This window comes from Bradyrhizobium septentrionale (assembly GCF_011516645.4).
Lineage (GTDB): Bacteria > Pseudomonadota > Alphaproteobacteria > Rhizobiales > Xanthobacteraceae > Bradyrhizobium > Bradyrhizobium septentrionale.
Genome location: NZ_CP088285.1, coordinates 5,159,378 through 5,171,876 on the forward strand (window position 1 = coordinate 5,159,378; position 12,499 = coordinate 5,171,876).

Annotated in this window: 6 protein-coding genes and 4 pseudogenes; 3 read left to right on the forward strand and 7 right to left on the reverse strand. The window is 57.5% G+C overall.

Going from position 1 to position 12,499, the window contains the following annotated elements:
* Positions 1–539: 539 nt before the first annotated feature.
* Complete coding sequence (locus tag HAP48_RS26320) at positions 540–1,049, forward strand: hypothetical protein (protein WP_224496603.1); 510 nt, start codon at positions 540–542, stop codon at positions 1,047–1,049.
* A gap of 543 nt (positions 1,050–1,592) precedes the next feature.
* Here HAP48_RS26320 and HAP48_RS26325 read toward each other — a convergent pair.
* The 5 genes and pseudogenes from HAP48_RS26325 to HAP48_RS26345 form a co-directional block, all read right to left on the reverse strand.
* Positions 1,593–1,804 (reverse strand): annotated as a pseudogene (locus HAP48_RS26325) (sarcosine oxidase subunit beta); the annotation flags it as partial.
* A gap of 1,078 nt (positions 1,805–2,882) precedes the next feature.
* Positions 2,883–3,137: pseudogene (locus tag HAP48_RS26330) on the reverse strand (helix-turn-helix domain-containing protein); the annotation flags it as partial.
* Between the two features lie 166 nt (positions 3,138–3,303).
* Positions 3,304–4,638 (reverse strand): oxygen-independent coproporphyrinogen III oxidase, encoded by a 1,335-nt coding sequence (gene hemN, locus HAP48_RS26335; protein ID WP_029084951.1) that lies wholly within the window; start codon positions 4,636–4,638, stop codon positions 3,304–3,306.
* A 332-nt stretch (positions 4,639–4,970) separates the two neighbouring features.
* Positions 4,971–5,141 carry a hypothetical protein gene (locus HAP48_RS26340; protein WP_156929073.1) on the reverse strand — a complete coding sequence of 57 codons (171 nt, stop codon included), beginning with the start codon at positions 5,139–5,141 and terminating at the stop codon, positions 4,971–4,973.
* A 550-nt stretch (positions 5,142–5,691) separates the two neighbouring features.
* A pseudogene (locus tag HAP48_RS26345) lies at positions 5,692–5,799 on the reverse strand (IS66 family transposase); the annotation flags it as partial.
* 546 nt (positions 5,800–6,345) lie between these two features.
* Here HAP48_RS26345 and HAP48_RS26355 point away from each other — a divergent pair.
* A protein-coding gene (locus HAP48_RS26355) for an IS3-like element ISRj2 family transposase (protein ID WP_166204126.1) occupies positions 6,346–7,475 on the forward strand; the annotation gives its coding sequence in 2 pieces (ribosomal slippage) (positions 6,346–6,598 and positions 6,598–7,475; 1,131 coding nt in all).
* A gap of 1,612 nt (positions 7,476–9,087) precedes the next feature.
* Here the strand turns inward: HAP48_RS26355 and HAP48_RS26360 are convergent.
* Positions 9,088–10,041 (reverse strand): class I SAM-dependent methyltransferase, encoded by a 954-nt coding sequence (locus HAP48_RS26360; RefSeq protein WP_166208745.1) that lies wholly within the window; start codon positions 10,039–10,041, stop codon positions 9,088–9,090.
* Between the two features lie 8 nt (positions 10,042–10,049).
* A complete protein-coding gene (locus tag HAP48_RS26365; protein ID WP_166208742.1) occupies positions 10,050–11,402 on the reverse strand; it encodes a coproporphyrinogen-III oxidase family protein in 1,353 nt (450 codons plus the stop codon).
* An 850-nt stretch (positions 11,403–12,252) separates the two neighbouring features.
* Between HAP48_RS26365 and HAP48_RS26370 the strand changes: the two are divergent.
* Positions 12,253–12,422, forward strand: a pseudogene (locus tag HAP48_RS26370) (IS110 family transposase); the annotation flags it as partial.
* Between the last annotated feature and the right edge of the window lie 77 nt (positions 12,423–12,499).

The window sequence follows — 12,499 nt, forward strand, 5'->3', positions numbered from 1 at the left end:
GCTCCATTAGCGCGGCCAGATCTATGGTGCATTCCGAGTTCCTTGACAAATGATCCGTGGGGCGTTCGATGGCCACGCTTGCCAGCTGTCCATCGTCTCGATCAACCTGCCGAGATTGGTAGTTGCAATGGCTGCCGGTCCAATGGCATGGCGCCCCTCGGCCAGGTGCTGAGGTGGCTAGCTGGCAGGGCTGAGTTTCCGTCGCAACGCACTCCGGCGAGTTGGCGCGGTTCGTATTCGGCCGCAGCAGGGTGAGAAAATCTGCAAGGATCTTGTGAATCGTGAGAAAATGCTGCGCCGTCGCTCGCAAAGACGCGAAGCAGTACGCCGCTGCTGACGGTAAGATGCAGGAGATCCCCGCTAGGGGTCTTTTGCGCTGAAAAAGAGCCCACAGTGGAGCCAAAGGGCAAACGATCGGAGGTTGCGAAGAATGATCGTGCCCGGGGGGGGCGCGGGCGGCTGCAGCCCGTCAGCATCGCAGGCTATTGCAGCAACGAGCAGCCTATTGGGTCGGGGAAGTCGCGCGTGGAACCATGGAGATGACAGATCAGGCTGCCGCCTCGGACTTGCGGCCGCTCTTGCACAGCTCGTTAGGGCGCATTCGCTGGGGTTTGATGTTTCTTGTTGTCTTCGTCGGCCTGGGTGCAGCGGCAGCCCATTTTGCATCGAGCCTCGCAGAGTTCGTCGAAACGCCTGCCGCTGGGCAAGTCGGTTCAACGATGGTTCTGTCACCGGAGGACAGGGCATCCCTGACCGAGACACAGGGGGCGCAGCAGAAGCTGAGCGATGACATCGCAGAGCTCACCCGCCACATCGATGCCCAGCGGGGCGACCTCCAAGCGATCTTGGATCAACTCACCACACTGACTTCGCGAATCGACACCTTGCAGATTCCGGCGCCTGGTCCATCTGCTCCTTCCGCTGCTACTTTGCCGCCAGACAAAGCGGTCTTGAGCTCCGTCAAGAAACGCATCGGACGCTCAAAACCACAGGGTCCTGTTTCGGTCGGAGGCGCGCCTTTGATCGCAGGACCGATCGGCGAGCGCTGACACCACAGACCGGTCGCCTCCGTATCGCTGTCTCACCGCGTCGCCACCGCCGGGGCGGGGCCCGCGCCGGGCGCCGCGTCAAGCTGCCTCGCGCCGCCTCGACCCGAACCGGATATGGATTGGCCCCTTCCATCACATGTCTCGTTCAGTGCAGCCGGATCTTCGCGATCACAGCGAGAAGATCCGCTACGGACGGCCTCCGCCGTAAGTCCGAACCGAAACGCCTGTCGATCTGAATGATGGGCCCGAGCAACGCCGAACCTGGACTATCCTAGTGGCTCTGCACAGTGATTTTGACTGGTTAGCACCATCGGGGTCCAACGGACTTTCAGCAGAAGCTAAGAGCGCTAAGGATGCCGGGGTCATCTAACGGGCCAGACAATTCGCAGGGCAGCCCGTCGCCGGCCGGGGCGCGGACGCGTCTCCCGCGGGCTCGCGTGAATCTTCCGTATAGAGAGTTCGCGTTGCACGACGATCCTGGCCTTGTGCGCGACCCATCGCAGCACAGCCTGTCGGTGGAGGTCACCGCTGCGTCTGGGTCCAAAGGTCGGCATCGACGCCGTGTAGCCGCATGGCTTCGCGCGCCGCGTATAAGCGTCGCGCTGAGCGTCGGAATGGAAGCGATTCAACGCGCCACGCTGAGACCATGGCGTTTAAGTTGAAGTCCTGCTCCCAGTTCATGGCTCATAGAAGGGATTGTTGCCGGGCAGTAGGTAGTTCGAGCGAGCAATCGTCGCGTTACGACCAACATTGCCTACTATGTCAAGCCGCTATCCCTGGACGGAGCGGCCGTCGCGAGTCCATCGGGAGCCATTGTCCGTTGCAAGCAGGTTCTACGATTAAATTCTTCAGACAATTGAAGCGTCTCCGCACTGAGCGAGTATGCCGCGCGGTTGGCACAATCGCCAAGATCGGGGATTTCGGGTCAGTTGGTCGCAAACTTGTCAGAGAGACGCGAGCTCACGACGAACATCAATTGGCGATCGTGACAGCGGTGATCGCTCACCATCCCCCCGCGTAGCGCTCATGGCTCATCAAGACGTCGAGGGGAGCCTCATAGGGCTGGTAGGTCAAATTTGGCTTGAAGCTGACGTAAGGTCATATTGTAGCGTCGCCAGCGAAACATGACCAAAAGCAGGCTCGATCCGATAATGCATTTTAGATTTACAGACTTCGACGACGTGCGCGCCGCAAACAGAGCATATAGCAAGGCTTCGGGAGTAGGTTATCATCGCAGTAGACTGCGCGGGACGCCGCATCTCGAGCAGCAGGCAGCTTCAGCTCTTGACATATGGACTTGGTGTCTCTCGCCTCAAGAGAGGATCAATTACATCCGAAAACATCGTTCCCAATTCCGGTTTGACAGCTACGGCCAGATGATCGGTGTCGTCCGCGGTCATTGCTTCAGTGGTTACGCATCCGAGCTCATCAAATGGCGAAATCGATTCAGGGCCAACACGTGGCGTGCTGCCGTGTTGTTTTGCGCTGGGACTTGGGCAATCCTCATTTATGCTGTCCTCCGAGTGCTAGATATTGTTCGCAATTGACTGGAGTTCCCATAGTAAGGCCGTTCACCGCTGCGTGAATTGAAAGTCTTTAGTATGCGCGTGAACGGTTGCAAGCCGACTCGTGTCTGCAGCCGTAGCTCGGACTCGTCCCATCTTCGGCGCGTTACGGATTTGGTTCACGTGCCATCGGATAGTCATGAGATTGCCGCCCACGAACAGGGCCCCGTCTCGGTTGGTCGTCCGATGATCCAATCTTGATCCGAAGCTCCTGCCGGAGCTAATCTGACCGCCGAACCCAACCTATCAAAATCACTGTGCAGAGCCACTCGGCGAGCGTGATATCCGGCTTCGCTGTCACCGCCTCCAGAATCAATTGCGAATGCGCTTCGATGCGCTTCGATTTGCGGTCACCGCCCTGGCGTTTAGGAACGATGTCGCCAACTTCCTTGAGGCGACCGCGCCAGCGGATCGCGCTGGCCGCGCTGACACCAAAGCGCTCGGCAGCCTGTCGACAGGACATGCCACCGTCAATCGCTGCTACCACCCTTTGGCGAAGATCAACCGAAAGCGCCCTGGCCATACATGCTGGCCTCCCTCGCCAGCATGTAGCTTGAATCTGACTCGCGCCGTTTTGGGAATCCCCACCCGATTCGTTCCGGTCGGAAAATGCTCTAGTATGACCGTACGGGCCGCGGCCCGCGACCTCATTTGATGCTTCGGAACTGTGCGCATATGGGTGGTCTTCGTTAATATGGTGCGCGGTCGAGATAAGCGTCGAATGCCGCAGCAACGGCGCGGATGACAAAACGGTGCTCCTGCTTGACGCGGAGGATACCCTTTTCGATCTCCACTATCCCGTCCTCGGTGAGCATCTCCAAGCGATCAGCTGAATCAAGAAAAGCTACTGGATCAAATCCGTGGTTGGCGCAGATTGCTGGAACATCGGCCTGTAAGTCGCACATCACGCGTTCGATGATTTCGGCCCGAAGCCGATCTTCCTCGGTGAGACGGTAGCCCTTTGAAGTCGGGAAGCAGCTAGCTTTGATATGCTGATGATAGGAAGCGGTTGCGAGCTCATTCTGGACGTAGCCGTCAGGAAGGCGGCCAATGGCGGACGGACCGAAGCCGATCACGGTTTGACAGGTATCAGCCGAATAACCCAGGGAGTTGCGGCAAAGGCGACCGGCCTTCTGCGCCAGCGCGAGCTCGTCGTCTGGCAAGGCGAAATGGTCGAGCCCAATTTGTCGGTAGCCCGCCGCGACCAGAGTGTCAGCCACCGCCGCGGCTTGCTCGGCGCGAGCGACATTGTCCGGCAGCGCCGCCTCATCGATCTGGCGCTGACGTTTCATATAGGAGGGAACATGGGCGTAGCCGAAAACCGCAAGCCGGTCCGGCCGCATCGCTACCGCGATTCTGGCGGAGTCCACGCAGGACTGCACCGACTGGTGTGGCAATCCGAACAGGAGGTCGAAGTTGATGCGGCTTATTCCATGCTGGCGCAGACTTTCGACGGCAAGAGCTGTCTGTGTCTCGCTCTGGACGCGGTTCACTGCCCGCTGCACCAGGGGATCAAAACTTTGCACGCCAATGCTGGCGCGGCTAACGCCGGCTGAGCCTAATGTTTCGGCCATCTCGGTCGTGAACGCTCTGGGATCGATCTCGACGGCAACGGTGGTCGACTTGCTGAATGTGAAGCAGTCGCGCAGGAGCTCCATCAGGCCCAAGAAGTCGGCGGGCGAGATGATGGTCGGTGTCCCGCCGCCGAAATGCACGTCGCTGACGGACAAGGCGCGCGGCGCCTGCGCTGCGACCAAATCAATCTCCTCGCGGAGCACCGCGAGATATTTGCGGATCGGTCGCTCGCTGTGAGTGAGGCTTGTCGGGAAGCCGCAATACCAGCAAATCGAGCGACAGAACGGAACGTGGAGATAGATGGATACCGGTTCATCGCGCGGCAGCCGCCTCAACCATCTCCCATAAGTGTTGGCGCCCACCATCGCAGAGAAATCCGGTACGGTCGGATAAATAGTGTACCAAGGCAGGCGGGAATCGCAATATTTGTTCAGCAATGAGGTCTGCACGTCTTATCTATCCATGCTCACACACATGAAGTTGACCCATCTCCTCCTCGGTGTCTTTGCTTCATGTCAATGTGCCCGCTTTGGTCTCGATCTTTGTCTGGGCGTAGTGGCAATCCGTCCTCCGAAGGTGTGTCGCTTCTGGCTCTCACACGTTTATGAAGAAGCAATGATCTCAAACCATCAGCTCGCGGCGGATGTTCATGGCATTCGACGAGCAAGTGGATACGCTAATGCCGAAATGGTAAAGCGCGCCGACGGCTGGCGGGATCAAATTCGCTCTGGCAGTCTGGCAGCATAGGATCAATAGGGCAGGACGGTTTATGAACTGATGGTCATACGTTCAAATCCGGTCCCGCAACGACCGATGCTTGCGATAGCAAGCCATCCAGAGCCCAGGCCTCCGAGAGGAAGTCGGGGTTCTTCTTGTCCGCCGCAAATCGCAGGATCGCGGCCAAGTCACCGCGCAGCACGATGGCGAGCTGTTCCCCGTCGAGCACGAGCAACCTGATCGATCAACGTACGGAACCGCCGCCTCGGCTTTCTCCTCTTCGCACTGCAGGCTTTCATACAGTGCAGAGATGCGCTGCCGATAGACTCCGCATGTTCGGGTGCAAGAGCGGCGGGGGCCTCGGCGCTCGCGAGCAGATCGGTCAACTTCGACTTGCAAGCTTCGAGCGCATCCATCTCAGCCTTCATCGACGGTTCATACGTGCCATCTTGATCGCAGTGATAATGCCTCGAATCTGCTTTTCGACTCTTTCCAGCTCGCTTTGCCAAGCATCCTGATCGGTTCGACGTTCGATCCGCATTCGGTTCACTTCTTGGGTGAATTCCTCGCAAAACAGCTTGAACAATTCGGGCTTTATTAAGTGCGTCCGGAGGCCGTTCAATACGGATGCCGCCAGCGCATCGTGCCGGATGTTCAGGCGATTATTGCACGTCCCCTTGTTCCCGCGCCGCCGCGCAGGTCCTTGGAGATCATCGTGTACCCACCGCCGACGCCGGCGGCCCAGGCATCTCTTCGTCGGTCTAGTGAGATGCGGTTGTTGCGTGGCGGTCGAGTTCGACCTTGTCGCGGGCGTAGATGGCCTCCTGGCGGTAAAGCGGCTCGCCATCGGCATATTTGGCAACGGCAATCTGGGCCAGAAGCGCTTCCGTCGTCAAAGCTATTGGAGTGCCGGTAACGAGAGACGCGGAAGCCAGCTCCAGCGTCGCCGACCGCCTCGCAGTGTTCCAGTTCAACGTCCTCTCGGCCTAATCCTCCGTAGAAATCACCCGGCTCGGCGAGCCGAGGGGCATCAGCAGCTATCGGATTGCACGTCTCTCCACCATACTGTGTATGTGAAGGACAGGACTTGGCGGCAATCAAATACCTGAACGTGACCGCTGACGATTTTCACTGAGAAGAAGGACGATGTGTCGTCCTCGTAGCCGATGCAAATCTCCGAGGTCCCAGGGCTCAATATCCAACGCGATTTCGCCCCGTGGTGATACAGGTTCGGTAACAAACCGCTGACGTGGCATTCACTGTCGTAGTCGTATCCGTCCACTTGTTTTCCGCATACGGCGACACTAATCTCGTTGCGCGTTTTGGTTTCGCGTTCGTACACGCTGAGGACAGAGCTGGCTCCGCAAATTCGGACAGTAGCTTGAGTGGATTTTCTGCCTGACAGCGGCGAGGATTCTTGCCGCGAATCAGGAGCGAAGATGACGAAGAAGAGCCGCCGGATGCATTCTCCGGCATTCAAGGCGAAGGTTGCTTTGGCTGCGGTCAAAGGCGACAAGACGCTGGCGGAGCTGGCGCAACTGTTTGATGTTCATCCGAACCAGATCACGATCTGGAAAAACCAGCTCCTGGAAGGCGCCGCCGGCGTGTTTGGGCATGACAAGGCGTCGGCCGAGACGCCGGTCGATTTGAAGGCGTTACATGCCAAGATCGGCGAGCTGGCGTTGGAAAACGATTTTTTGTCCGGCGCGCTCACCAAGGCGGGCCTGCTGAGCGCAAAGCGATGATCGACCGCGGTCATGATCTTTCTATCGTGCGCCAGGCGAAGGTCCTGAAGCTGGCTCGCAGCACGGTCTACTATGAACCTCGGCCAGTTTCGGCCGAGGACCTTGCCTTGATGCGTCGGCTCGATGAGCTGCATCTCGATTATCCCTTCGCGGGAGCGCGTATGCAGCGATCGTTGCTGCGGCGGGAGGGCGTATACGCCGGTCGCCGCCACATCGCGACGCTGATGAAGCGCATGGGGATCGAGGCGGTCTATCGTCGCCCGAACACGAGTAAGCCGGCACCGGGTCACAAGATCTACCCGTACCTGTTGCGCGGATTGAAGATCGAGCGGCCCGACCAGGCGTGGGCAATGGACATCACCTACATTCCGATGCGGCGTGGCTTCGTCTATCTCGCGGCGGTCGTCGATGTGTTCAGCCGACGGGTCCTGGCCCATCGCGTCTCGATCACAATGGAGGCGGCCTTCTGCGTCGAAGCGGTCCAGGAGGCGTTGGCGAAGCACGGCAGGCCCGAGATTTTCAACACGGACCAGGGCAGCCAGTTCACCAGCCTCGAGTTCACCGATGTGCTGCTGGACGCGAAGATCGCCATCAGCATGGACGGCAAGGGCGCCTGGCGCGACAACGTGTTTGTCGAGCGGCTCTGGCGCACGGTCAAATACGAAGAAGTTTATCTCCGCGCCTACGACAGCGTGTCCGAGGCGCGAGCGTCAATTGCCAAGTATCTGGCCTTCTACAATCAGGGACGCCCTCACTCGAGCCTTGACGGGCGCACGCCCGACGAGGCTTACTTCGGCACGCAAGCTATGGTGATGGCCGCATGACCGTCGCCGACGATTTTGTCGTCGCTCTGGTCGGGCTACGCCCTCCCGACGCAACGACAAAATCGTAAGGCCCCGCGTTCAGCATAACCCGGCAGGAATCCACTTAAATCCCGCGGGGCGCTGTCCAAACAACCGGCGCCAGCTCTGACTTCGCAGCGCCGATGGTAAGCGAACGCGACCGCAGCTGAAGCCGCTCGGACATGCTGTTTCATATCGCCTACCTAATGCCGGACGGACGAAGGGCGGGATGCGCCGAGTGCGCCCCCGTGTCGTCAATGGCCGGCAACGATCGCCGAGGGTAAGGGACTCCAAATAAAAGACGCCGCTCCTCTTCGTCCTAACTCCCCACCGCGGGTTCTTTCTTTAGGCCCGCAAGGGTGACGACCCGGATTCTGATCGCCGACTCACTGCGCTTTAGCTCACTCGCGATCTCTTGCGCAGCTCGCGCGGCTTCCCGCAGTTCGAATACCCGCTGGTCGTCCAGCTTAGACCACCGGGTAAATCGCTTACCTAGCAACCCCGCCTAAAAGCAGTCATTTATCTAGGTTCTCCCCGGCTAAATTCGTGTCCTATCGCTGTGCGACGTCAGTGCTTTGCCTGACAAGCTCGCGAACTCTTACGCGATAAGGTCTCGTCTGAGAATGCTAACCCGTTTGTTCAGTGCTCGGCGCAACGCATTGCCCTCATCTGTCGTCATCCTGCCAGCAGACCGCTCGGACACACAATCCATCATGACCCGTTGAATCTGGACCAGTGTCATACTTTCGATCTGGGCAATGCGCTTCTTAACTTCGGCACGCAAGTTGGCAGTCTTTCTAGACATCGTCAGATCCTGATGCTCCACGGAGTCCAGCCCGAAAGGCTGACGACGTTTGACGGTACAGCATCAACATTGGATCGAGCTCCTACCCATTTTGGGGGCCCGTCGCTCCCTGGCCACTCATCCTCTATTCATCCTCGGCGCGCCCGGGCTAAAGAAGGGCTGAGGTCCGTGAAGGAGCCTGAGTGTGGCATGTTCGAACAACCACACTTCCATTCTTATTCAACCGCCGCTCGCATCTGTATTGGCATTACGGTCTTAGGTGCTGCTCTGCTGGTCGGGATAATAATGACGCACGTCGTGCCGTAAGGCTGCCTCAGTTGGTGTAGGCGGAAACAAGAACACCATAGCGATGCGCAGATTATTCTGGCGAAAACCTGCTCCGGCTACACCTGCGGATATCTACGACTCCACGAGCGGCGACCTTGAGTCGGCCAATCCGCGGTACAGCCAGACGGATCTTACATACAGAACGCGCCACCATTCGTAAGCGCGACCTCGACTTCCGCAGTGTTCGGCGGGACAAACGCAGCATCAGTCAATTCGGCGAAATCTTGAATCGGCAGAATCGGCGTTGTCGAGCCCCTGAGTCGAATTTGATGGTGCTCGGTGTATTTGGTATTAAAGTATCCTACGAAAGCGCGTGCTCAGCGATTGATGACCGGCGTCGAGACGTGGGTTGATCGGGAAGTTGCGGGGTGTGAATAACCTCGTAAGGTTGGCGACCGTGGTGACGTGACCCAAGCCCTTTTTCGACGGGGCCAAGGCAGCCAATGAGAAACCGTTCAAGTATCACTTATTTCGAATAAGCAAGCGCTTCGGGCGCGTGAAGTCTCGATATTTGCCGGTAAGCGTTCCATTGACGAATTGGAGGCCGTGATCGCCATAGATCATATCCTCACGTACGTAGCCGTCCGCAATGGCCACTTGATTGTTGCCGCCCACTGTCTTCCGGGCAGTCTTCACCCCATAGCTGGCTAGCGGCGAGCCGAGCATTTCAACTATGGCATCGCGTGGTGTGCCTAATTTCAAGGTATCAAATTGTTTGACAGGAATCATCCCGGCTACCTTGATGGGCTCAGCTCTCATTCGCGGGAGATCTTCAGATCCAATTGGCTTACGAACCACAACTTTCTCGATGCAGTGTGAATGGATCGGAATGCCAGGGTGCGAGTCCCATTTGATGTAATGATCGGAGCGCAAGATCTCCCAGCCCGCTTCTGTATAGATAGCCTCGAGCTCGCCGCGCTGGAACGAGTTTTTGTGACCAGATGCCAAAGCCTCCTTCGAAATAGGATGGTCTGGTTGATCGAGCGTGTTCGTGAAGCAATGAAATCCACCAGGCCGCGTTCGATTCATTAAGGCCGTGACGAGCGGCTTCCAGACTCCCCGTTCCGTGAAATGCAATACGCAATGCGCTATAAAGACGTCCAGGTAAGCAGGCGGCCGGAAGTCTTCAACGCGAGCGACCCCACTCGCTATGTTCACGCCAAGATCACCTGCGAGCCGGTTCAGCTTGGAGATAGCGGTTTCGGAGATGTCGGTCGCGATCACCTGATGATCGAAATGGCCCAAATAGAGGGCATTGCGGCCTTCCCCGCAACCCAGCTCCACAACCACGCTCTTCGTGCGGAGAGCCGGTGCTATCTCGAAGATTTCGGGACTGGGACCACCCATACACGATACGTTGGCTTCGGCGTAGCCCGAGTTCCACCAGAACGGTGAATGCTTCGCGACCTCTCGCATACTGCACCTCACGCTACCTTATATTGCTCTTCGAGAGCCACGATCGTGTCCGAGTAAAACGCTATCGCCACGATGCTAGAATATTTGAATCCCGCGTGAGTCAGTCGATAAGTATCACCGTCGGCCAAGTCGACGAGTTGCAGACATTCGAGCGCTTTGAGCTCTTCGCTGAAATCGGCCGTCAGTTCGCGACCGAATACTGAAGCGTAGCTCCTTCTGCTCAGGGCTGACAACGTGAGGCCAAGCAGGACGTAGCGACGCGCAAGATCGTTCGGCGTCAGTGTGATCCCGTGCGATGCTATCGCCTCAGGATCGAAGGAGTGGGCCGAGAATGCGTTGATGATTGACGAAGCCGCTCTCGAATCGACGGCATAGTCCGAGCCGTAGTGATATTGCCCGAAATAGCTTCTGGCGCCAGCTCCTAATCCTAGCAGGGGCGTTCCCTCGAAATCCGAGTTCTCCTGCCGGTAGGCTCGGCCGCCAGCGATCTTGGTGAAACACGTAAAGGATTCCTGGCGGTAACCCTTGGACGCCATCAGAGCAACATTCTGGTCGTAGACCTCATACTTATCCGCATCAGAGAAGAATAATTCGGGGGCGTGCGCCTTTGAGGTCATGATGTTTGTCATCGGACGAACAACAACGGGGTAAAGGGAGAGTGTCTGCGACTCGTAGTCGAGCGCGCGGCCAAGCGAAAAGAACCAGGAGTCACGGGTTTGACCACGCAACCCGTAGATCAGATCAAGATTGACGTGGGAAAAACGTTCCGTCAGTGCTTTCATTCCCGCTTCTGCAGTCTCGACCGAATATGGTCTACCAGCGTGCGCAAGCTCGCCGGGTACCATGGTCTGGATGCCCATGCTCATTCGGTTGACGCCAAAGGCCTTCAAGCAATCCAGAAGGTTGTTGTCGAAAGTGTCTGGCGCGCTCTCGATCGTAATCTCACATTTCCGGCTTCGTTTTGGAAATGCAGCCTCGAGGGCGGCGAAAAGCTCGCGGAATTGATGCTGAGTCAGCAGAGTTGGCGTGCCGCCGCCGAAATAGATACTTACAACCTCTCGATCTCCGAAGTATTCTCCATATCGCGCGATGTGCTCCGCCAATCGAGCAACATAAGACTCCCTCGTGGCCGGGCTTTGACGCGTTGTAAGGAAGAGCGTGCAGTAGGTGCACCGGTAGCGGCAGAACGGTATGTGGATATAGATGTTGATGTGCTTAGAACGGCTAGCCTGCTCAACGACATCAGTTATGTGGAGTGGCTGCGGAAAAGCCCGATACGCTCGCTTGGAAGGATAACCATAGACGTAGGTCGGCAGCTCCTTTTTCGCTATGCTCGTCCGAAGAAAGTCCAGACAATCCATGACCTAACCTGTTGATTGCCAAACCCGGTGAATGCCTGAACGCCGTCGCTCGCCGAAGGCCACAAGTTCACGCCTTGTGGTGATTAGTGGCTTCCATGGAAGCTGCTAATCCGCGGTCCGTACTGCGTTTTCGTCACCTGTGTTCTTCGGGTCTAGCCGTGCGGCTTACGTGTAAGAAACCAGTCTAGCCGTACGGCTTATATGTAGGAAACCAGACGCCCGCAGATATAACTACAGGGGCTGCACCCCGAGAATTCCGCCCACTGCTCCTATGAGGAGCCAAGACCGGCCTCCTGAAGTTGCAGATGCTTCTTAAGCAGTTAATTCGGTCACACCTTAAGCTGAAATATCGATCTTCATTGCTGCTTCCCTTCTCAATGAGAGGATCAATCAGTGATGGCGTCGGCAACTCGTGCCGCCGGGCAACGAGAGACACTCAAGAGTCGTGCCAACTGCGGGGGAGGAGAAACCCCGAAAAGCCGTCCTACATTCTATTCAACAACTTGACTGCGAGCGCGGCAGCCCGTCGGTCGAGTCATGTGTGGCAGACGCGATAAGCCGAGCAACTGAGAGCAACGCAAGTCACCAGCTACCATGTGATTTGCTCCAAGAGATGTTCTGCCGCCATGGAGACGCATTCGTCACGGTGATCCTTGAAGTGAGCGTAAAGTGACAGAGGGTCCACGTTGTCGGTGTCAGACAATGCGGCGGGATCGTATGCCCACGTCTCGATGACAAGATCGGCTTGATCGCTGCTGGTTTCAACGTAAGCGAGCTTTCAATTACATAGGGTAATCGCGGGGTTGGGAACACCGGCGTGGTTGTGATGCGTTGGATTGAGGTGGTTGCCGCCGAACGCGTCGTGTTCGAGACGGGGCCCTTGTCAGTCTAGTGTACCATGCACTGACACAGGAAAGACTGCCAGCGATTTGCTTAGATGCGCGGGACGCCAAGGCGGCGCTAGATATGGCGCCAAACAAGACCGACGCAAATGACCCGGATGGGCTCTCTCATCTTGTCTAGGTCGGCTTTTACCGCAAGCTAACGAATTAGGGGTACGCATCCGACGGGCGCCGTCTTGCGTGACGCGTGGTAAT